Consider the following 21,258-nt stretch of genomic DNA (forward strand, 5'->3'; position numbering starts at 1 on the left):
GGTTGGGGTGTTGCGGTTTCCTACAGCTGACTACTGCGGTGTCTGACAGATCGCCTTCGCGAGCAGGCTCGCTCCCACATTTGAAATGCGCCCGTTTCCTTGTGGGAGCGAGCCTGCTCGCGAAGAGGCCCTCCCAGCTACCACAAACCTCACAGCCATAAAAAAGCCCCGCCCGGCATCACCGGACAGGGCTCCTATGCTTCTAAAGCTTAAGCAACATTCATGGTCTTGTGCGTATCAATCAAATGCTGCACCACACCCGGATCCGCCAGGGTCGAGATATCGCCCAAGCCGTCGTATTCCGCCGTGGCGATCTTGCGCAGGATGCGGCGCATGATCTTGCCCGAACGGGTCTTCGGCAGCCCCGGCGCCCACTGGATCACGTCCGGCGAAGCAATCGGGCCGATCTCCTTGCGCACCCAGTTCTTCAGCTCCAGGCGCAACTGCTCGGTCGGCTCCTCGCCGTTCTTCAAGGTCACATAGACATAAATGCCCTGCCCCTTGATGTCATGCGGCACACCCACCACCGCAGCTTCGGCAACCTTCGGATGCGCGACCATCGCGCTTTCGATCTCGGCGGTACCCATGCGGTGGCCGGAAACGTTGAGCACGTCGTCCACACGCCCGGTGATCCAGTAGTAACCGTCGGCATCGCGACGCGCGCCGTCACCGGTGAAGTACATGCCACGGAAGGTCTTGAAGTAGGTATCGACGAAACGATCATGATCGCCGTACAGCGTACGCGCCTGGCCTGGCCACGAATCGAGAATCACCAGATTGCCTTCAGCCTCGCCCTCGATGATGTTGCCGAGGTTGTCGACCAGCGCCGGCACCACACCGAAGAACGGACGCGCCGCCGACCCCGGCTTCAGCGCATGGGCACCCGGCAGCGGGCTCATCATGTTGCCGCCGGTTTCGGTCTGCCACCAGGTATCGACGATCGGGCAACGCGACTTGCCGACATTCTTGTAGTACCAGTCCCAGGCTTCCGGGTTGATCGGCTCGCCCACCGAACCGAGCAGACGCAGGCTGCTGCCATCGGCGCCTTCCACGGCGGCCTGACCCGAGGCCATCATCGCGCGGATCGCGGTCGGCGCGGTGTAGAGGATGTTGACCTTATGCTTGTCGATGATCTTCGCCACCCGGGTGATATCCGGGTAGTTCGGCACACCCTCGAACAGCACGGTGGTCGCGCCGTTGGCCAGCGGGCCGTAGACGATGTAACTGTGGCCGGTGACCCAGCCGACGTCGGCGGTGCACCAGTAGATTTCGCCTGGACGGTAGTCGAATACGCGCTCGTGGGTCATTGCCGCATACAGCAGATAACCGCCGGTGGTGTGCTGCACGCCCTTCGGCTTGCCGGTGGAGCCGGAGGTATAAAGGATGAACAGTGCCTCTTCAGCGCCCATCTCTTTCGGCGCGCAAACGGTGCCCGCGACCTTCATCAGGTCTTCGTACCAGATGTCGCGATGCTGGTTCCACTTGATGTCGCCACCGGTGCGCTTGCACACGATGACCTTCTGGATGCTGCTGGTTTCCGGGTTGGTCAGCGCGTCGTCGACGTTGGCCTTGAGGGAAATCTTCTTGCCGGCGCGAATACCCTCGTCAGCGGTGATCACCACTTTCGATTTGCAGTCAATGATGCGACCGGCCAGGGCTTCCGGCGAGAAACCGCCGAACACCACCGAGTGAATCGCGCCAATCCGGGTGCAGGCCAGCATGGCGACCACGGCTTCGGGAATCATCGGCATGTAAATGGTCACCACATCGCCACGGTGCACGTCCTGACCACGCAGGGCGTTGGCCAGTTTGCACACTTGCTCATGCAGTTCGCGGTAGGTGATGTTTCGGCTCTCGGAAGGATCGTCGCCTTCCCAGATGATCGCGACTTGGTCGCCGCGCTCGGCCAAATGGCGGTCGAGGCAGTTGTAGGAAACGTTCAGGGTGCCGTCGGCAAACCACTTGATGTCGACATGGTGATCGTCGAACGAGGTCTGTTTCACCGTGGTGAAGGGCTTGATCCAGTCCAGACGCTTGGCTTGCTCGCGCCAGAAGCCGTCAGGGTTGACGACCGACTGCTGGTACATGGCTTTGTAGGTCGCCTCGTCAGTCAGCGTGTTTGCCAGAACCTCGGGACGAACGGGATACAGAGAAGCCGCACTCATCTTTCCTACCTCGGTGTAATAGTTGTTTTTGTATGACCCTGTTGTAGCCGGGTGGGGCCTATAGAACCATTCGACGATGGTTGTAGGAGCTGCCGCAGGCTGCGATCTTTTGATCTTCAAAGCAAGATCAAAAGATCGCAGCCTCGTTGCACTCGACAGCTCCTACAGGGGGTCGCGCGAGGGATTGTTACCAAATATGCCAAAAGTGTTTATCAAAACCCGCTCTGTTTACCCCGCCCCCACCGCCCTAAAATTCACCTCGCCAACAAGGCAACCGCGATTAACAACGTTACAGCCCCCACGAAGGCCGTTAATCCAGCGCTTCAAGTAACGCATCAACTACTCAAGCTCCACACGCAACCCTAAAAAGGTTGCGTGACCCCACTCGACCTCAAAAAGGTGAATTAGAAATGAAAGCTTTATTGGTTCTGGCCCTCAGCAGTCTGTGCGCAACCGCCATGGCAGACGAGGTCCCGACTGATGTCGCACAGCAACAACCGGTAATAGAGGAATACACTTACTCCACACATCTGGACATCGCCAAAGTTGTATCGATGAGCGAAGTGCCAAATGTCTGCGAAGTAGTACCGGCAAAAATGGAATACGACGACTCCAAAGGCCAACGCCACATCCTGCGCTACAGCATCATGGGCAACGGCTGCACGAACTGAATCAGACTGCACCGAATCGGATCGCTCAGCGCTACATTGAGGGTCGATTCCAGCCCGGCTTCGGTCGGGCTCAGTTGTGTCTGGAGCCGCGAAAAAGGCTTGCAAAACACTAGATATAGTGAAAAACCCACTTTTCTGGCTATTTTTTAAACAAAAAACCACCTGCCAAAAAATTAACGAAAAAAAATCTGCTCGGGTCGATTCCGCGCAAAGCCCTGTAATCCCTCGGTCGGACCGAAATCCACCCCCTCCTCGGCCTCGCCATGAGCCGATTCGCCGCACCACGCCGGTAAAAATTTCCCTATAATGCCGCCCTATACGGGTCAGCAATATTCCCTTACAGGGAGCAAAAGCCATTCTGAAGCCCCGCAACAGTGCCAGACGCTGATTGCGCCCATCAGAGGCTCTCGGAACCCGTCAAAATTTCTGTTTATTTGCCTGCGTGCAGCGCTGCAAAAAACGACATCCAACGCGGCTTGTTTGGCCGTGTGAAAAACCAACCCATCAGGTTTCACACGGGCACAAGCCCTCACGCAGGAGACGACACGTCATGCTGAGCTGGGACGAATTCGATAAAGAAGACAGTGAAGTCGCAACCGTGAAAGGCGCCAACGCCGGCCACGCAAGCGAAGCCAACATGGACCGCCTCGACAACGCCGGCGGCGCCGCAGCGCTGGAAGCCCGCGCCGTCACCGCCGACGACTCGGCCGCCGTGGCCCGCGCCAAGGCTGCACTGAACTCCCTCGACGTCGCCGAAGGCCTCGCCGAACTCGAAGGCGCCTCCGCCCGTGTCGCCGTTGACGAAAAGCGCATGATCAACTGCCGCGCTGACCTCAACCAACTCGTGCCATTCAAGTACGACTGGGCCTGGCAGAAGTACCTGGACGGTTGCGCAAACCACTGGATGCCGCAAGAAGTCAACATGACCGCCGACATCGCCCTCTGGAAAAACCCGGAAGGCCTGACCGACGACGAGCGCCGCATCGTGATGCGCAACCTCGGCTTCTTCTCCACCGCCGACTCCCTGGTTGCCAACAACCTGGTCCTGGCCGTGTACCGCCTGATCACCAACCCGGAATGCCGCCAGTACATCCTGCGCCAGGCTTTCGAAGAAGCGATCCACACCCACGCCTACCAGTACTGCATCGAATCGCTGGCCATGGATGAAGGCGAAATCTTCAACATGTACCACGAGATCCCATCGGTCGCGAAGAAAGCAGCCTGGGGCCTGAAGTACACCCGTTCGATCTCCGATCCAAAGTTCGAAACCGGCACCCCGGAAACCGACAAAGAGTTGCTGCGCAACCTGATCGCCTACTACTGCGTTCTGGAAGGCATCTTCTTCTACTGCGGCTTCACCCAAATCCTCTCCATGGGCCGCCGCAACAAAATGACCGGCGTCGCCGAGCAGTTCCAATACATCCTGCGCGACGAATCCATGCACCTGAACTTCGGCATCGACGTGATCAACCAGATCAAAATCGAAAACCCACATTTGTGGGATGCTGAGATGAAAGAAGAAGCGACCCAGATGATCCTGCAGGGTACGCAGCTGGAGATCGAATACGCGCGTGACACCATGCCTCGCGGGGTGTTGGGTATGAATGCGGCGATGATGGAGGACTACCTGAAGTTCATCGCCAACCGTCGTTTGTCGCAGATTGGTTTGAAGGAAGAGTACCCAGGGACGACTAACCCGTTCCCTTGGATGAGCGAGATTATGGACTTGAAGAAAGAGAAGAATTTCTTTGAGACGCGCGTGATCGAATACCAAACTGGTGGTGCTCTGAGCTGGGACTAATAGTGTCGCTTGGTGCGATTTGACGATTGCTGCCTGAGTCGACAAGTCGAGAAAGCAAAAAGCCCCGATTTTATCGGGGCTTTTTTTATGGGCGATAAGCGGTAATTAGGTTAACGATGCATTGGTAGGATTTGGCAGGATCAGTCGCTTTTCCCTGTAGGAAATTTCCTAGACAGCAGTGATGGCCACTCAGTATCGTCCGAGGGTTTTCAACCCTCGGCGATTTTATGGACACGGAAAAAAGTAATAGCGATTGGAGTGAGGTCGAGATTCAGGCGGCAGTCGATGCCTATCTGAAGATGCTTGTACGCGAGCAGAGCGGCCAGAAATTCGTCAAGACTGAGGAGAATCGCATCCTGCGCGAAGGCCCGTTAGCCGGTCGGACTAAAGGCTCTGTCGAGTTCCGGATGCAGAACATTTCTACCGTGTTGGTCGAGATGGATAGAAAGCGTATTGAAGGCTATAAACCTGCCAAGAATGTTGGCGCGAATGTAGCGAGCAGCATCCGTAAGGCACTTGATGCTTCTACCGTTCTGACACTTGAAGATTCCAATCCAACGGCGGACGAAGCATTGCTCGAGCAACGCGCGGCTAAATTTGAGCAAAAGCAATTTGATTACGTCCCCAAAGGGATAAAAACACCAATCCAAACGACTTCCACTAGAAAGGTTTACTTTCGCGATCCTGAATTGAGGGGCTGGGTTCGTCAGCAAGCCAATGGAAAGTGCGAGGGTTGTGGCAAAGCAGCGCCATTTGAAAAAAATGGGAAACCGTTTTTAGAAGTGCATCACGTTAAGCACATGTCGCAAAAGGGTTCGGACCTTGAGACGAATGTTGTGGCGTTGTGTCCCAACTGTCACCAACGTTGCCATCATTCGGACGACAGAGAGGCTTTCACTGCTTGGCTGTATGACAACGTTGGAAGACTCGAAAAGGAATAATTGCAGTTTGTCTGGCTAACCTCATTTGCTGGATTTGGGGCAGCTTCGCTGCCCAACGGGGATAAATCCCCTCACCACAATTCAATGTGTTGCTGCTGGGTCGGTGTCTGGATTCGAGATTAGGTTGATGCCACAAATCGCCAGCGGGCTGCCTCCCACAAATCCCGCATCATCCTGAAAACAATCAGTGCAACCCGCGCCGCCTCCCGCTATTAATACCCCTCCCCCACTCAAGGATCCGAGCCCCACCATGAAATTCGATCTCGCCTATTGCCTCAGCCTCGACGACAAGTTGTCGATCTATGACGTTCGCGATCTCAATTTCGATGAGACGGTGGCCTTCGACTCCGCGAAGGAACACTTCCAGTGCCCCAACGATGCGTGTCGTTCGGCGTTCGAGGCGTCCAACGAGTTGGGCACGTTCAACGCGAAGAATGTGAATTACGTGCGCACGCCGCACTTCAAGAATCTGCCCACGACGCAGCATGTGGCGGGTTGTCCGTATGTGAGTTTGAAGGCGTCGGCTTCTGGCGTTGAGACGGCGGATGACGAGGTGGATGACGGGCGTGAGGAACACTTCCCGTCGGAGTTGTTGCTGACCCGGCGTGAGTATGTGCGCAAGCCTGTCGCGCCAGCGGGGGCGGCGGATGTGTTGCGGGATGATCCGGTGCGGGCGGCGGCGGACGGTGGCAAAGAGTCGGCGAGTCGGGAGTCGGCGCCGGATAAGACCAGTGTGTTTGCGCATCCGGTGGAGTGTTTTGTTTCCAACTTCGCCGACAAGGAGTTGCTCAAGCGCATGCCGTTGAAGGTCGGCGAGCATTCGGCGCCGTACAGTTCGTTCTTCAAGAAGATCGAGTATCTGACGGACAACAAGGGGCTGATTTACTGGGGGCGGATCAAGAAGATCGAGGACTTCCACAGTGCCAGTTTTCGTATCGATTTCGAGGACAAGGTCTGGTTCAAGAAACCCGAAGACAGCAAGAAGAAGCCGTATCCGGTCAGCGTTTATCTGAACAAGAAGCTGATCGACAACTACCGCAAGCGCAAGGCGTTTCTGGAAGAGATCAAGCACGCTGTGGATAGCGACAAGGCGTTGTTCTGTTTCTTCTATGGCGTAACGCCGGAGCTGAAGCAGGTGCCCGGCAAGAAGAACCCCGAAAAACCTTTCGAGGTCTTCAATGCCAATATCGAGAACCTGGATCACTTCATTATTCGTGAAGCGCCGGGGTTGAAGTGAAGCTCAGTTGATGCGTGCCCTTTCTTCAAACGCTCGAATCTCCCGCTCCGCCTCCCTGCGTCGCTCAAGTGCAGCCTGAACGCCCAGATCTTCCACTCCGCAATACTGGAGCAGCCAATGAGCGAGCATTTCTTCATCAGGGCGAAAGTAATCTTTTCGGTCCTTGGTGTTTCGAATTTGCGAATTCATCCGCGCATCGAAACCGATAGCTGCACGTTCGCCTTGGGGCAAACAGCCCCACTCTGCCGCGCAATCCTCGAAAAACCAGGCGACTTGTTCGATGTGCTTTTGTGCGCTGCGATGGCCACGGCGATAAAAACGATACTCGCGACTCAGCTCGAGACGATCGGTCATTGTCCCCGCATCAACCCATTGCATGAGGTCATGATTGATTGCATCGCGGATCAGACCTTCGCGCCAACGCTCGTTAAACCACGCTACAAACCCTTCGGCGTCGGCCTTTTTGGCATCAGCCAGGATCACGCAATAGCGGGTTTTGATGTGCAGGACCAACAACACATGTTTGCGCTGCACAGTGATCGCATGAACCAACCACTGTTCGTCCGCGCCGTTCAGCTCATCATCCTCAATAACTGATGACGGCGGTTTGGTGTCCACCGGCGTGATCGTTTGGCCTTTATGAACACGGCTGAAAAACTTGCTGGCGGCTTCGGTGCAATTGAAGATCAACATCCTGGTTCTCTGCTGAAGACTGGAGGCAACGCTCTGCCGCTGATTCTGATTTCTTTCGCCTGCGCCAATCAACGATTCATTTGAGCGAAATGCTCAGCAGCACCACGATCAGCAAACCAATATAGATCCAGGCATGCACCCGATCCGGTATCCGCCCAATCCACCGCGCAGCCAATCTGATCCCCAGCAACGAGCCAACCGTCAGCAGCGCAAACGCCAGCACATTGACATACCCGATATACCAACCCCCCAGATCAGCCTCGGTGAAACCGGCCAGCGCCATGTACGTCAGCGTCCCGGCCAGCGCTACCGGCACGCTGAGCGGATTGGCCATGGACGTCGCTTGCGACATGCTCAGCCCGCAGCGGCGCAGCAGCGGCACGGTCATGACGATTCCTCCTACACCTAGGAAGGTCGCGATGGCGCCGATGCCTACGCCGCCGGCGGATGTTTCTGTTGAGGTCAGTCGCCGTGGGATTGTCGTCTGGGACTGGGTGAGAAATCCGCGACGCAGCAGGCAATCGACGATGGTCACGCCCAGGTAGGCGATGAAGGCGTAGCGAATCACTTGGCCGCTGACCCACATCGCAGCGATGGCGCCGACGACCGCGCCCACGCCGATAAACCCGCCCAATGGCCAGAGGTAGTCCCGGAGCAGATTGCCGGCGCGTTGGTGTTTGCGTGTGGCGATCAGGGCGTTGACGATCATCACGCAGGTCGAGGTGGCCACGGCGATGTGCATGGCCGATTGCGCGATGGGGTCGTCTGCTGCGTGGCTGGCGGTGAGCATGCGGTAGAGCAGCGGCACGATGACGAAGCCGCCGCCGAAACCGAAGAGCACGGCGCTGATGCCGGTGAGGCAACCGAACAGCGTAAGCAGGAGGTAGAACATGGTGGGCGTCCAGGATCGGGGGAGCCCAGGACATTAGAGCGTGATGCACTGGCCGGCTTCAGTAGTTGGGCCAATAATGTTCGCGTTTACGCCAATCGCTGGAACACGTCTGATGCGCAATATTTCGATCAATCAGCTCGATGACACGCCTCGCCCGGTCGTGGCCATCGGTACCGATTATTCCCACGGCCACCTACTCCCGTTTCATACGCATCGCCGTGGCCAATTGCTCTACGGCGCCACAGGCGTGATGCAAGTCAGCACCCGGAACGGTAATTGGGTGGTGCCGCCGCAGCGCGCGGTGTGGATTCCGCCGGGCGTGGCCCACGAGGTATTAATGCTCGGGGTGAGCACGCGCAGTGTGTATATCGAACCGGGCGACGTGGATCTGGGGCCGGACTGCCAAGTGCTCAATGTGTCGCCGCTGCTGCGGCATTTGCTGATGGAAGCGGTGGACGTGCCACCGATGTACGACCAGGCCGGACGCGACGGTGTGCTGATCAACTTGCTGTTGCATGAACTGGCACGCAGCGCGCCCCTTGCCCTACACATTCCCATGCACGCCGAAGGAAAGCTCCTCAGTCTGTGTCAGACCTTTCTGAACATGCCCAATACCCATCAATCCCCGCAGGATTGGGCCGACCAGTTACACATAAGCTTGCGTACCTTTAACAGATTGTTTCGGCAGCAGACCGGGCTCAGCTTTCGTCAGTGGCGCCAGCAGGCGTGCGTCGTGCAGGCGTTGGCACGGTTGGCGGCGGGGGAAGCGGTGACGCGGATTGCCCTGGACTTCGGCTACGAGAGCCCGGCGGCGTTTTCGACGATGTTTCGGCGTGTGCTGGGACAGGCACCGTCCGTCTGGTTGGAGCCGAAGAACTAGGCAAACTCGAAAAATGCATTTGATCCCGGCCGAAAACAACTGTACAAAAACACAGTACATTTTCAATCAGCACTTTTGAGCCCGGAGCACACCATGGCCTCTCTTGCGATGAACCACGTCCTCGAACGCATTGCCCTTTTCCAGTTCACCCCGACCCACTGCGTCCAGGCCCGCGCCATGCTGGGCTGGAGCGTTGAACAACTGTCGCGCGAGGCCGAGGTGGCGGTGGCAGATATCCAGCGGTTCGAAGCGCAGCAGGACGTGGCGGACGCCGCGAGACTGGCACTGGCTTATCGGTTTGAAGCGCAGGGGTTGGTGTTCTTTCCGGGGTTCGCACCGGGGCGCAGTGTCAGGGCGCAGGGTATGGCAGGGGAATCGGTGGGGCGTGGGGATTTTGCGATGGCTGATTAAGCTGGCGAGGGGGACGCCCCTCACCAACTGAACGGATTCATGCGTTCTGTACCACCGCATCACTCTCCTCTTCAACCGCCATCCACCACGCACTCCCCCGTTGTGGATGCGCAATGTTGAACGCCTCCCCCATTCGCGGTGTGGTAATCGCAATACTGCGTTCCCACGCGAGGGCGAGGATGCGGTCGAAGGGTTCGTGCCAGGCGTGCATGGCCAGGTCGAAGGTGCCGTTGTGGATCGGGAAGAGCCAGCGGCCCTTGAGGTCGATGTGGGCTTGCAGGGTTTCTTCCGGTTGCATGTGCACGTGGGGCCATTCGACGTTGTAGGCGCCGGTTTCCATCAGGGTCAGGTCGAACGGGCCGTATTGTTCGCCGATGCGTTTGAAGCCGTCGAAGTAACCGCTGTCGCCGCTGAAGAAGATTCGTGTGTCGGCGTCGATCATCACCCACGACGCCCAAAGCGTGCTGTTGCCGTCGAACAGGCCACGGCCGGAGAAGTGCTGCGATGGGGTTGCGATGAAGCGGACACCGGCGATTTCGGTGCCCTGCCACCAGTCGTACTGGCGCACCTTGCTGGCGTCGATGCCCCATTTGATCAGGGTGTCGCCCACGCCCAGCGGAGTCAGGAAGTAAGTGGTTTTGGCGGCGAGTTTGAGTACCGCTTCGTAGTCGAGATGGTCGTAATGGTTGTGCGAGAGGATCACCGCTTCGATCGGTGGCAGTTCGTCGATGCTGATCGGTGGCTTATGAAAACGTTTCGGACCCGCCCATTGCACTGGCGAGGCGCGCTCGGCGAAGACCGGGTCGGTGATCCAGAATTTGTCACGCAGCTTCAGCAACAGCGTCGAGTGCCCCAAGCGGTAAACGCTGTGATTGGGCGCTGCGAGCAGATCTTCACGGGTCAGCAGCTGCACAGGAATGGCGGCGCTCGGACGGGTGTCGCGCGGTTTGTGGAAAATCATGTTCCACATGATCCGCAGCATTTTGCGTAGCCCTTCGCGCTGTACCGGCGCATGATTGCGAAACAGCCCTTGATCCTGGCGCGAGGCTTGAGGCGTGGGAGTGTTATCCGGGAGAGAGACTGGATTGGCCATGACTGAACGACTCCGAAAAACCGTGTGCTGCACGGTATTCCATGGGAAATGAAAATGGCCAAGCTGCACGCAAGGGCCAAACGCTCTGGTTTGTAAGGTGCGAGGATTAACGCAACATTACACTGAGCGGTGTAGTTTCTAGGTTGCATCAAAGCCGACGCCAAGTAAACTGCCGAGTGTAATTTCATTCCTCTCTGCCGAAGCCCGCTCATGACCGCTCCACAACGCCTCACTGACCGCAAACGCGAAGCCATCATCCAGGCGGCCATCTCCGAATTCCGTGCCCACGGTTTCGAAATCACCAGCATGGACAAGATCGCCGCTACGGCCGGCGTGTCGAAGCGTACGGTGTACAACCACTTCCCCAGCAAGGAAGAGCTGTTCGCCGAGATCCTCAATCAGTTGTGGGCGCGGATCATCGCCGAACCATCGGTGCGCTACGACCGCGAGCAACCGCTGCACGAGCAATTGCGCCAGATGCTGCGAGAAAAAGTGCAGATGATGGCTGACGAGAATTTTCTCACCCTCGCCCGGGTAGCGATTGCCGCAACCATTCATTCCCCCGAACGTGCACAGAACATGATCGAGCGCATGGGCGAGCGCGAGGAAGGCCTGACCGTCTGGATACGCGCGGCGCAAGCCGACGGACGGCTCAAACCGGTGGATCCGGAATTTGCCGCGCATCAAGTACAAGGTTTGCTCAAGGCATTCGCGTTCTGGCCGCAGATCTCGCTGGGTCGCGCGGCCCTTGATCCAGACGCGCAGAATGCAGTTGCCGAGTCGGCGCTGGAGATGTTCCTGGCACTGTATCAGCGGTGAATCACCGGCTCGTCGAGCCGTGTACAACTAATTTCGTAAAAAGTTATACAACCTCGCGAAAAATTCCTTTCTTGTACAACTTTATTAAGTTTTGTATAAGTAGCCATCTGCCAGTAACGGAACGTTGGCATTGAGCAGTCACCACCGAATGCCGCCTGTGCATTTCGGTTTGCCGGCGCAGGAATAGGGACTGAATCCTTTAGATTTTCCCCACTTCCCGAGTATCGCAAGCATGTTTTTCAATCGCCAGAAAGCCGCCCTCGCTGAACTGCAACACACCGTTTTTGACCAGGCCGCGATGCTCGAAGCGATCAACCGTTCGATGGCGGTGATCGAGTTCGATCTTGATGGCGTGGTGTTGCGTGCCAATGACAATTTCCTCAAGACCATGGGTTACACGGCTGCCCAGGCGATTGGCCAGCCGCACCGGCATTTCTGCACACCTGAGTTCGGTCGCAGTGCCCAATACACTGAGCTGTGGTCGCGCCTGAAAAACGGTCAGTTCCAGTCCGGCACTTTTGAACGGGTCGACAGCAAAGGCCAGCCGATCTGGCTGGAGGCCAGTTACAACCCGATCAAGGATGCGTCGGGACGGGTGATCAAAGTGGTCAAGTACGCGATGGATGTCACCGCCAAGGTGCAGCAGGAGAACGAGGCCAACGCCAAGCTGCAGGCGATCGATCGCGCGATGGCGGTGATCGAGTTCGATCTCGACGGCAATATTCTTACCGCCAACCAGAATTTTCTCACGCGCATGGGTTACAGCCTCGCAGAGCTCAAGGGCCAGCATCACCGCCTGTTCTGCACTCCGGCGCTGGTCAACAGCGGCGCCTATCAGGATTTCTGGCGGCGCCTGAATCAGGGCGAGTTCTTCCACGGACAGTTCGAGCGCGTGGATAAGCGCGGTCAGATCGTCTGGCTGGAGGCCAACTACAACCCGGTATATGACGCTTCGGGGCGCTTGTACAAAGTCGTGAAGTTCGCGTCTGACGTTACCGCCCGTGTCGAGCAACACGAGCAGGACGCGCGCAGTGCCAGCACCGCTTACCACATCTCGGTAGCAACGCGAAAAGTCGCCGAGCAAGGTACGCAAGTGATTCAACAGGCTGCCAGCGAAATGCGCGAAATCGCCGAGGACATCAGCCAATCTTCAACGTTGATCGCGCAACTGGGCGACCGCTCCGAGCAGATCACCGCCATCGTCAACACCATCCGCGCGATCGCCGATCAGACTAACCTGCTCGCCCTCAACGCGGCCATCGAGGCGGCACGCGCCGGTGAACAGGGTCGCGGGTTTGCCGTGGTCGCCGATGAAGTGCGGCAACTGGCGGCGCGCACCAGCGGTTCCACCGCAGAAATCTCCACCATGATCAGTCTGATCCAGAGCGAAACACGGCAGGCGATCAAGAGCATGCAAGGCACCCGCGACCGCGCCGCAGAAGGCGTGGAACTGGCCAATCAGGCCGGCACGGTGATTCTGCAGATTCGCGATGGCGCCAGTGAGGCGGTGGATGCGGTGAGCATGTTTGCCAATGAGCGGGTGCCGAATTGAGGTTTGTGCAGGGTCGATAGAACGAGTCGCGACCTTCGTGGGCAGCCCGCGAAGGTCGGCCGCCACAACGCAGAGCTATAGTGACGACACGTCCCAAGCCCCGCCGAGTGCCCCATGAATAACGAAAAACCCGAAGTAACCAACGCCCCCATCGATCACCTGCGCTTCCACCGCCCCCACGCCCACCTGAATACGACCTTCGGCAACGACGCCTTCGCCCTGCGCGCCGAAGCCTTTGCGCGGTTCTTCGGCACGCCGCTGTTCCTTGGAGCGCAAACCTTGATCGTTGCGGTATGGATCGGCCTCAACGTATGGGGCGTGACTCAATTCGACGTCTACCCGTTCATCCTGCTGAACCTGGCCTTCAGCCTGCAGGCGGCCTACGCCGCGCCATTGATCCTGCTTGCACAAACCCGTCAGGCCGCGCGCGACAAAGCGCAGGCCGACGCCGATGCGCAGCACCGCGAAGCTCTGGCATTGGCCAATACCGAACGTCAGGCAGAGGCGGCGAAGAATTCCGCGCAATTGCTGGCATTGCTGGAACAAAACACCCGCCTCACCGAAATGACGAAAACCCTCACCGAACGCATCGAAAGCCTGACCAGCGAGTTGCACGCTCACGTGTGCCAGAACTAAGGCCGCCTTCGCGAGCAGGCTCGCTCCCGCATTGGATCTGTGGCGTTTACAAAATCCCTGTGGGAGCGAGCCTGCTCGCGAAGAGGCCCGCAACCACACAGCAAAACCTCAACCGCGCACCAGACTCCGCACCGCCACAATCTCCGGCACTTCAACCTTGCTCATGTAAACCCGTAACGGTTCGGTGATGTTGATGCGGTCGTCGATGTGTTGATCGAGCAGCAACTGAATCAACTCGCGCTTGAGCGTCATGGTGGTGTCCGACAGCGGTGCCCAGACGAATTCACTGGCGGGGATGATGCCGTCGTCGGCCACGTCCATGCCGAACGAATCTTCGCTGAAGCGCACGATGTATTGGCCGGTCTTGCGGTTGAGGCCGACGAAGCCTTTGAGATCGTCGGCAGCCTGGCAGATGAGTTGGGAGGTGATGCGCATGGTAAACCTCACGAAAGATGATCGATGGTTTACACGCAGGGCAATGTAGCGGCGCGCCCTCTGCCGGGGCATATGCCGTGGGCAAGCGTACTGCAAACAGCGCCACAAAAGTGCAGGAAATTTCCGTTTTGCTCGCTTTATGTCGGTCTGGCGATAGCCCTGCGGCGCTTCAATTGTTAAAAGGTACGTCTCGAAAAAAACCTGCGAAAGGAACTCGACCATGCCTGCCACTTTTACCCGAAGCGCTCTGGTGCTGAGTCTGTTGTTCGGCCTCGGTCAGGCGCATGCCGCCAGCCACCCCGAGCCCAAGGCAATCGCTGCCGCCCATGGCATTCCGCATCCGGCGGTGATTGCCCACCGTGGCGCGTCGTTTGATGCCCCGGAATCCACCGCTGCGGCCTACAAACTGGCCCGTGATCTCGGCGCCGATTACCTGGAAATGGATTTGCAGCGCAGCAAGGACGGCGTGCTGTTCGCCCTGCACGACGACAACCTGCAACGCACCACCGACGTTGCCAGCAAATTCCCCGAGCGCAAGGACAGCCCGGCCACCGCGTTCACCATGGCCGAGCTGAAAACCCTTGATGCCGGCAGCTGGTTCAACAGCAAATATCCTGACCGCGCACGCCCGTCCTACGCCGGGCTGAAGATTCTTACCCTCGATGAAATCATCGACATCGCCCGCGCCAACCCGCAGCACAAGCCGGGCCTGTACATCGAAACCAAAGAGCCGCAGCTGTTTCCCGGCATCGAACATGACCTGAAGGAAAAACTGCAGGATCGCGGCTGGCTCAGTCCGGCCGGCTCGAAACTGGCGAAAAGTGCGTTGGGCGTCGGTCAGGGCAAAGGCAAGGTGATCCTGCAGACCTTCGATAAGAACAGCCTGCAATTGCTGGAAAAGGAAATGCCGCAAGTGCCGAAGATCCTGCTGTTGTGGGTCGGCGAAGGCAGCATCGAGCCGAAATCCGCCGTGACGTTTGCCGCGTCCGGCGAGAAAGACAAAAACGTTTTCTACGGCAAGCAGGAGCCAAAATCCGAAGCGGAATTCAAGCAATGGGTCGATTACGCCAAGGCCCAGGGCGCGATCGGCACCGGCCCTTCCGCGAAGCTGACCCATGGTGGTGACCAGAGTTACTCCGACCTGGTGCAGCCATGGATGAATCAGTACACCCACGATCAGGGCATGCTGGTGCACGTTTATACGGTCGACGAGGCGGTGGACTACGAGAAAGTCATGGCGGCGGGTGTCGACGGCATCTTTACCAACCGCGCCAGTGAATTGTTGAAGTTTTATAAGCGTCCGGCGGCTGGCAGCATTGACGATGTTTTGAAGAAGAACGGTTTCTGACTTGTTATCGAGTCGCCTGCTTCACGATCAGGCTCGCTCCCGCAAAGAGCAGTTTTATCGCGGAGCAGAGATTTAAGGGTGAATTAAGTTGCGCTGGTTAATCTGAACCCACTTACACAGATCAACCACTTCAACGCACTGCCAAGGAATGAACCGATGAAAACTTTGACTGCCCTGTTTACCGCCGCTGCCCTGACCCTCACCGCTGGCCTGGCTCAGGCTGATGTTCGCATTGACCAGATCCCGCAACTGGTCAAGGACGGCAAGATCAAGTCGCTGGAATCGATGAACGCCGAAGCACTGAAACTGCACCCGGGCGCAACGATTACCGACACCGACCTGGATAACCACTTCAATGGTTATGAGTATGAAGTTGAACTTAAAACTGCTGACGGCAAAGAGTTCGACGTGGACTTTGATGCCACCACCGGTAAAGTGCTGAGCGACAAGCAAGACACTTGATAGACCGCTGTTAAAGAGCCGCACGATTTAACGATCGTGCGGCTTTTTTGTGGTTGCGGATTGAGGCGCAAACTTTGTGTGTTCTGTGAACTCGATCCCCCTCACCCCAGCCCTCTCCCCCAAGGGGGCGAGGGGGAAAGGGAGCAGATCGGGGAAATTTCGGAGCCTGAGTACGCCTCAAAATTAAAAAGCCATCACAAACGACTACCAGCCTGAGTACGCCTCGGCATTTCAGGTCGGCGAATCTCGAACAATCAACACGGTCAGTCCCCTCTCCCTCTGGGAGAAGGTTAGGGTGAGGGGCTGACAAACCGCCAGCCAAAATCAGGCACTGAGCCGCGCCGTCACCTCATTCAACTGCCCCGACAACCCATGCAAATTCTGACTGGCACTTTCGGTGCGCTGCACGTTGTCCAGGTTGGTGCTGGCAATCGCGGTGATTTCAGTCAGGTTGCGCGAGATATCCTCGGCCACTGAAGTCTGCTCTTCTGCCGCTGTGGCGATCTGCCGGTTCATGTCGCGAATCGCCTCCACCGCCAAGGTGATGCGCTCCAGCATCGCGCCGGCCTGGGTGACTTGCTCGACACTTTCATCACTGCGCGCCTGGCCGCTCTCGATAGCCTGCGCGGCATCGACAGCGCCGGTCTGCACGTTCTGAATGATCTGGTTGATCTCGATGATCGACTCCGCCGTGCGCTGAGCGAGGTTGCGCACCTCATCGGCGACGACGGCAAAACCACGCCCGGCCTCACCCGCCCGCGCCGCTTCGATGGCGGCGTTGAGCGCCAGCAGATTGGTCTGTTCGGCGATGCCACGAATCACTTCCAGCACCTTGCCGATACGACCGCTGTCGGCTTCCAGTCGACGGATCACCGTGGCGGTGTTGGCGATTTCGCCGCGCATCTGCGTGATCGAGTGAATGGTGGTTTGCATGACCTTTTCACCCTGCTGCGCCGACTGATCGGCATCGTCGGCAGCACGTGCGGCATCGGCGGCGTGACGGGCGACTTCCTGGGCCGTGGCGGACATTTCGTTCATCGCCGTGGCCACTTGATCAGTGCGGTTGAATTGCTCGCTGGTGCCGCCTGCCATGGTCGTGGCAATGGCGTTCAACTCGCCGCTGGCGCTGTCCAGATCACCGGCGCTGCGTTGCAAGCGAGTGAAGGTGTCCGCCAGAAAATCGCGCAGGGTGTTCGCTGCGGCGGCTAGGTTGCCCAGTTCATCGCGACGCTCGCTGACAACACGTTCGGCCAACTGGCCACGGCTCAAGCGGGTGACGTAATCGATGAGGTTGCGGATCGGCTCGATCAGGTTGCGGCTGACCAGCCACAGGCTCAGCAGACCGATCAACAAGCCTGACGCGAGCATCACCAACAGCCCCAGCCACACGGTGCGCTCAGCGCTGGCACTGATCAATGCCGACTGCGCGGTACCCTGCTCGCGCAGCTCGGCAACCAATGCACTCATCTGCTCGCTGGTGGCGCGGTCGACGCCTTTGACAGCAGCGTCGCCGGCGCTCGGGTCACCACCGGCAGCGACGTAGGCATCGCGGCCTTTCTGGTAGGCAGTACCCAACTGGCGATGCTCGTCGCGCAAGCGTTCGATGCGGGATTTGAGATTGGCCTCGATGCCTTTCTGGCCGGCCAGTTCGCCGAGAATGTTCTGCACGTCGCGCTGACGCTCTTCGAACTGGCTCCAGTATTTCGCCAGATCCGCTGGTTGCTTGCCGCGCAGCAGAACGTTTTTCCACTCTTGCACCTGCACCTTGAATTGCAGGTTGGCTTCATCGATCAGTTGCGAAGTGTGCAGCGGGCCGGCGATCAACTGGCTGTAGCTTTGCACGCCGTTGGAGAGGAAATGAAAGCAGGCCAGCGCGATCAACAGCATCGCCAGCAGACTGCCGCTCAACAGGGCGAGAATTTGCGCCCTCAGGGATTTTTGCAGCATTGCAAGGTACTCGAAGCAGGGATGAGGCACGCCCGAACGGACGTGAAAAATGGCCGGACTTCCCTGTCGACGTACCATGGCCATAGGCCAATGGCGCGCAACCTAACTCACCTGAGATCGGCGCGCCAGAGCCGTCCTTGAGAAACTTCCGACAGCCGGTAACGCGTTGATTTGCAGTCATTTTGCTGTCACAAAACGGTCATGTGAGCTTGCGATGATGCCGCTCCGGTGAACCTGAAAATCCTGCCCCAGACACCCTCCTCGCAGCGAGCCGCCATGAACCACAGCCTCGATATCAGCCATCGCGACCCGGACCTGTTTGGCTTGCTCTACGGCTTTCGTTTTCTGCCCGGGGAGCGCGGTCGCGAGATCGATTCGGCGACGGCGTTGCGCTGTTTGCAGGATAACGGTGAGAGCGATGAATTTCTCTGGCTGCACCTGAACCTGGCCCATGCCGCGTGCGAGCGCTGGATGAAAAGTCATCTGCAATTGCCCGAGGAATTTTTCGAGGCGTTGCACGAAGGTTCGCGTTCGACACGCATCGAGCATGTCGATTCGGCGCTGCTGGCGGTGGTCAACGATGTGGTGTTCAACCTCAGCAGCATGGTCTCCTCCGACGTGTCGACGCTGTGGGTCTGCGTGCGCAGCAAACTGATCGTCAGCGCGCGCCTGCAACCGCTGCATTCGGTAGATAAATTGCGCTCGTCGGTAAAGGCCGGCGAGTGCTTTCGCTCGCCCTCGGAATTGCTCGTGCATCTGCTGCGCGATCAAGGTGAGGTGCTGACGCAGATCGTGCGCAAGACCAGCCTGAGTGTCGATCAGGTCGAAGACGAATTGCTGTCTTCACGCCTGTCGACCAACCGCGCCGAACTTGGCGCCAACCGTCGCGTGCTGGTGCGACTGCAACGGCTGCTGGCGTTGGAGCCGGGGTCGTTGCTGCGCTTGCTCAATCGTCCGCCGCCGTGGTTGCAGAAGGAGGACGTCAAGGAGTTGCGCAAATCCACCGAGGAATTTGCGCTGATCATCAACGACCTCACCGCCCTCGGCGAGCGGATCAAATTGCTGCAGGAAGAGATCGCCGCCAACCTCAACGAACAAAGCAACCGCACGCTGTTCACCCTGACGGTGGTGACGGTGCTGGCCTTGCCGATCAACATCATCGCCGGTTTTTTCGGCATGAATGTCGGGGGTGTACCGCTGTCGCAGGACCCGCACGGGTTTTGGGTGCTGGTCGCGTTGGTGGCGACGTTCACCGTGATTGCCGGGCGCTGGGCGTTTCGCAAGCGCGGGGATTATTGAGCGCAAATCCCACACACAACACAGCCCTCCCTGTGGGAGCGAGCCTGCTCGCGAAGTCGGTGTGTCAGATAAATCAATGTTGAATGACATGGCGCTTTCGCGAGCAGGCTCGCTCCCACAGTTCGGGCCAAGGTGAGAAGTCAGAGCGTTGAACGAACGACATCGCCGAGCCAATCCATAAACACCCGCACCCGCAGCGGCAAATGCCTTTGCCGCGCGTACAACAACGAAATCGCCATCGGCGGTGCGGTGTATTGCGGCAGTACGGTCACCAGTTCGCCATTTTCCAGATGCGGCTGCATGCCGGTACGTGGCACCTGGGTCAGCCCGAAGCCGCCCAGGCACGCCGCTTCATAGGCATCGGTGCTGTTGACCGTGACACTGCCGGCCATCGCTACGCGCCGCACTTCGCCACCCTCCTCATAGACAAACCCTTCCGAACGCGAGCCCAGTACGCCGACGTAATGCACCAGTCGATGCCGCGCCAGATCCTCGATGGTCTGCGGCACGCCGTAACGTTGCAGATAAGCGGGACTGGCGCAGTTGACCATCGGGAAGTCGCCAAGATGCCGGGCGACCACCGACTGATCCGGCTGCGCGCCGATGCGTAACACGCAGTCGAAACCCTCGCTCAGCAGATCGACACGGCGGTCGGTGCTGCTGATTTCCATCTGCAGATTCGGGTGGCGATCCATGAATTCCGGCAGGCGCGGCATGATCAAGCGCCGCGCGAGGATGTTCGGCATATCGACGCGGATGCACCCGGTCAGCGAAGCCTCGTCCTGACGGAACAGCCCTTCGATTTCATCCATGTGCGAGAGCAGATCTTTGCTGCGTTCATACAGCACCAATCCATCCTGAGTGGCCTGCACCCTGCGCGTGGTGCGCTGCAACAGCCGCGTGCCGAGCAAGGCTTCGAGCGCCTGCACCTGTTCGGACACCGTTGAGCGCGGCAGGCCGAGGCTTTCCCCGGCGAGGGTGAAACTCGACAGTTCGCTGACCCGGACGAAGGTGCGCAGCAGTTCCAGTTTGTTCATGGCGAGCCTCGGTGATTGTTCGGCTGAGCCGATCAGTGATTCCGCTTTTGCCGTGTTTATCACCTCAGGGCGGATAAATAAACTTCTTCCATCCCCACTCAACGCAATCGAGGAAGTCAGCATGAACCGCAAAATCGCACTGATCACTGGCGCCAGTCGTGGCCTGGGCCGCAGCGCCGCCCTGCACCTCGCCGCGCAAGGCATCGACATCATCGGCACCTACAACAGCCGCGCCGACGAGGCCCAGGCGCTGGTCATTGAATTGCAGGCACTCGGCGCGAAAGCGGCGATGCTGCAACTGGACGTCGGCCACAGCGAAAACTTCGCTGCGTTTGCCGAGCAGGTTGAACGAGCACTGGAACAGACTTTTCAGCGCCAGCGCTTTGATTTCCTGATCAACAATGCCGGGGTCGGCGTGCATGCGCTGTTCAGCGAAACCACCCCGGAGCAGTTCGATCTGCTGATGAACGTGCAGTTGAAAGGACCGTTCTTCCTGACTCAGCAACTGCTGCCGCTGATCAACGACGGTGGGCGCATCGTCAATATCTCCAGCGGCCTGACCCGCTTCAGCCTGCCCGGTTACGGCGCTTATGCGGCAATGAAAGGTGCGATGGAAGTGCTGACGCGTTATCAGGCGAAAGAGTTGGGTGCGCGGCAGATTGGCGTGAACGTTCTGGCGCCGGGTGCGATTGAAACCGACTTCGGCGGTGGCACGGTGCGCGATAACAGCGCGGTCAACGCGATGGTCGCCAGCAATACCGCGCTGGGTCGGGTCGGGCTGCCGGATGATATTGGCGGTGCACTGGCGCTGCTGCTGTCGGAGGGTGGACAGTGGATCAATGGTCAGCGGGTCGAGGCATCCGGCGGCATGTTTCTCTGACTTTGTGCCCGATGACTCACCTTTGTGGTGAGGGAATTTATCCCCTCACCACAGGTTTA

The 21,258-nt window shown here is 58.4% G+C and carries 20 protein-coding genes; 13 read left to right on the plus strand and 7 right to left on the minus strand.

Translation table 11 applies throughout. From position 1 onward, the window contains the following. Window positions 1–209 precede the first annotated feature (209 nt). Window positions 210–2,165 carry an acetate--CoA ligase gene (acs, locus tag AB9L16_RS19230; protein ID WP_056788049.1) on the minus strand — a complete coding sequence of 652 codons (1,956 nt, stop codon included), beginning with the start codon at window positions 2,163–2,165 and terminating at the stop codon, window positions 210–212. A 410-nt stretch (window positions 2,166–2,575) separates the two neighbouring features. Between acs and AB9L16_RS19235 the strand changes: the two genes are divergently transcribed. The 4 genes from AB9L16_RS19235 to AB9L16_RS19250 all read left to right on the plus strand — a co-directional run bounded on the left by AB9L16_RS19235 (window position 2,576) and on the right by AB9L16_RS19250 (window position 6,815). Then, on the plus strand, window positions 2,576–2,836 hold the full coding sequence (locus AB9L16_RS19235) for a DUF2790 domain-containing protein (RefSeq protein WP_007912695.1): 261 nt from the start codon (window positions 2,576–2,578) through the stop codon (window positions 2,834–2,836). Window positions 2,837–3,386: 550 nt separating this feature from the next. Next, window positions 3,387–4,637, plus strand: coding sequence for a ribonucleotide-diphosphate reductase subunit beta (locus tag AB9L16_RS19240; RefSeq protein ID WP_016773579.1), 1,251 nt, complete (start codon window positions 3,387–3,389; stop codon window positions 4,635–4,637). Between the two features lie 227 nt (window positions 4,638–4,864). Continuing rightward, window positions 4,865–5,578 (plus strand): HNH endonuclease signature motif containing protein, encoded by a 714-nt coding sequence (locus AB9L16_RS19245; protein WP_150637540.1) that lies wholly within the window; start codon window positions 4,865–4,867, stop codon window positions 5,576–5,578. Window positions 5,579–5,828: 250 nt separating this feature from the next. Then, window positions 5,829–6,815, plus strand: coding sequence for a hypothetical protein (locus AB9L16_RS19250; protein ID WP_353188046.1), 987 nt, complete (start codon window positions 5,829–5,831; stop codon window positions 6,813–6,815). 3 nt (window positions 6,816–6,818) lie between these two features. Here the strand turns inward: AB9L16_RS19250 and AB9L16_RS19255 are convergent, their stop codons facing one another. Both AB9L16_RS19255 and AB9L16_RS19260 read right to left on the minus strand, forming a co-directional pair. Then, window positions 6,819–7,508, minus strand: a complete 690-nt coding sequence (locus AB9L16_RS19255; RefSeq protein ID WP_353188045.1) for a DUF6933 domain-containing protein — start codon at window positions 7,506–7,508, stop codon at window positions 6,819–6,821. 76 nt (window positions 7,509–7,584) lie between these two features. Continuing rightward, the gene (locus AB9L16_RS19260; protein WP_375122563.1) at window positions 7,585–8,400 is read right to left on the minus strand and encodes a sulfite exporter TauE/SafE family protein; all 816 of its coding nucleotides are present in this window, start codon (window positions 8,398–8,400) and stop codon (window positions 7,585–7,587) included. A 112-nt stretch (window positions 8,401–8,512) separates the two neighbouring features. Here AB9L16_RS19260 and AB9L16_RS19265 point away from each other — a divergent pair, with 112 nt between their 5' ends. Together AB9L16_RS19265 and AB9L16_RS19270 are read left to right on the plus strand one after the other, a co-directional pair. After that, entirely contained in the window at window positions 8,513–9,280 is a 768-nt protein-coding gene (locus tag AB9L16_RS19265; RefSeq protein ID WP_375122564.1) for a helix-turn-helix domain-containing protein, read from the plus strand. Window positions 9,281–9,373: 93 nt separating this feature from the next. Then, window positions 9,374–9,691, plus strand: coding sequence for a hypothetical protein (locus AB9L16_RS19270; RefSeq protein WP_056788034.1), 318 nt, complete (start codon window positions 9,374–9,376; stop codon window positions 9,689–9,691). A gap of 37 nt (window positions 9,692–9,728) precedes the next feature. On the opposite strand, the gene AB9L16_RS19275 is transcribed toward AB9L16_RS19270, so the two are convergent. After that, window positions 9,729–10,784 carry an MBL fold metallo-hydrolase gene (locus AB9L16_RS19275; protein WP_375122565.1) on the minus strand — a complete coding sequence of 352 codons (1,056 nt, stop codon included), beginning with the start codon at window positions 10,782–10,784 and terminating at the stop codon, window positions 9,729–9,731. Window positions 10,785–10,994: 210 nt separating this feature from the next. Here AB9L16_RS19275 and AB9L16_RS19280 point away from each other — a divergent pair, with 210 nt between their 5' ends. From AB9L16_RS19280 to AB9L16_RS19290, 3 genes are all read left to right on the plus strand, one after another. Next, window positions 10,995–11,603, plus strand: coding sequence for a TetR/AcrR family transcriptional regulator (locus tag AB9L16_RS19280; protein ID WP_252878747.1), 609 nt, complete (start codon window positions 10,995–10,997; stop codon window positions 11,601–11,603). Between the two features lie 232 nt (window positions 11,604–11,835). Continuing rightward, a complete protein-coding gene (locus AB9L16_RS19285; RefSeq protein ID WP_122704239.1) occupies window positions 11,836–13,155 on the plus strand; it encodes a PAS domain-containing methyl-accepting chemotaxis protein in 1,320 nt (439 codons plus the stop codon). A gap of 114 nt (window positions 13,156–13,269) precedes the next feature. Next, window positions 13,270–13,791 carry a DUF1003 domain-containing protein gene (locus tag AB9L16_RS19290; protein ID WP_252886681.1) on the plus strand — a complete coding sequence of 174 codons (522 nt, stop codon included), beginning with the start codon at window positions 13,270–13,272 and terminating at the stop codon, window positions 13,789–13,791. A 108-nt stretch (window positions 13,792–13,899) separates the two neighbouring features. Here the strand turns inward: AB9L16_RS19290 and AB9L16_RS19295 are convergent, their stop codons facing one another. Next, window positions 13,900–14,226 (minus strand): DUF2025 family protein, encoded by a 327-nt coding sequence (locus AB9L16_RS19295; protein ID WP_095181510.1) that lies wholly within the window; start codon window positions 14,224–14,226, stop codon window positions 13,900–13,902. Window positions 14,227–14,446: 220 nt separating this feature from the next. Here AB9L16_RS19295 and AB9L16_RS19300 point away from each other — a divergent pair, with 220 nt between their 5' ends. Then, entirely contained in the window at window positions 14,447–15,574 is a 1,128-nt protein-coding gene (locus AB9L16_RS19300) for a glycerophosphodiester phosphodiesterase (protein ID WP_150637525.1), read from the plus strand. Window positions 15,575–15,730: 156 nt separating this feature from the next. Continuing rightward, window positions 15,731–16,036 carry a PepSY domain-containing protein gene (locus AB9L16_RS19305; protein ID WP_016773566.1) on the plus strand — a complete coding sequence of 102 codons (306 nt, stop codon included), beginning with the start codon at window positions 15,731–15,733 and terminating at the stop codon, window positions 16,034–16,036. A 324-nt stretch (window positions 16,037–16,360) separates the two neighbouring features. On the opposite strand, the gene AB9L16_RS19310 is transcribed toward AB9L16_RS19305, so the two are convergent. Next, window positions 16,361–17,983: a methyl-accepting chemotaxis protein gene (locus tag AB9L16_RS19310; RefSeq protein WP_252868131.1), complete on the minus strand. Its 1,623-nt coding sequence runs from the start codon at window positions 17,981–17,983 to the stop codon at window positions 16,361–16,363. A gap of 276 nt (window positions 17,984–18,259) precedes the next feature. Between AB9L16_RS19310 and AB9L16_RS19315 the strand changes: the two genes are divergently transcribed. Further along, window positions 18,260–19,282: a transporter gene (locus AB9L16_RS19315; RefSeq protein WP_256808963.1), complete on the plus strand. Its 1,023-nt coding sequence runs from the start codon at window positions 18,260–18,262 to the stop codon at window positions 19,280–19,282. A gap of 140 nt (window positions 19,283–19,422) precedes the next feature. Here the strand turns inward: AB9L16_RS19315 and AB9L16_RS19320 are convergent, their stop codons facing one another. Further along, window positions 19,423–20,319: a LysR family transcriptional regulator gene (locus AB9L16_RS19320; protein WP_056788018.1), complete on the minus strand. Its 897-nt coding sequence runs from the start codon at window positions 20,317–20,319 to the stop codon at window positions 19,423–19,425. A 121-nt stretch (window positions 20,320–20,440) separates the two neighbouring features. Here AB9L16_RS19320 and AB9L16_RS19325 point away from each other — a divergent pair, with 121 nt between their 5' ends. Then, window positions 20,441–21,199, plus strand: a complete 759-nt coding sequence (locus AB9L16_RS19325) for an SDR family NAD(P)-dependent oxidoreductase (RefSeq protein ID WP_256808964.1) — start codon at window positions 20,441–20,443, stop codon at window positions 21,197–21,199. Window positions 21,200–21,258 lie beyond the last annotated feature (59 nt).

The organism is Pseudomonas sp. LW8, from assembly GCF_041956865.1.
In the GTDB taxonomy this organism is placed as follows: domain Bacteria; phylum Pseudomonadota; class Gammaproteobacteria; order Pseudomonadales; family Pseudomonadaceae; genus Aquipseudomonas; species Aquipseudomonas siliginis.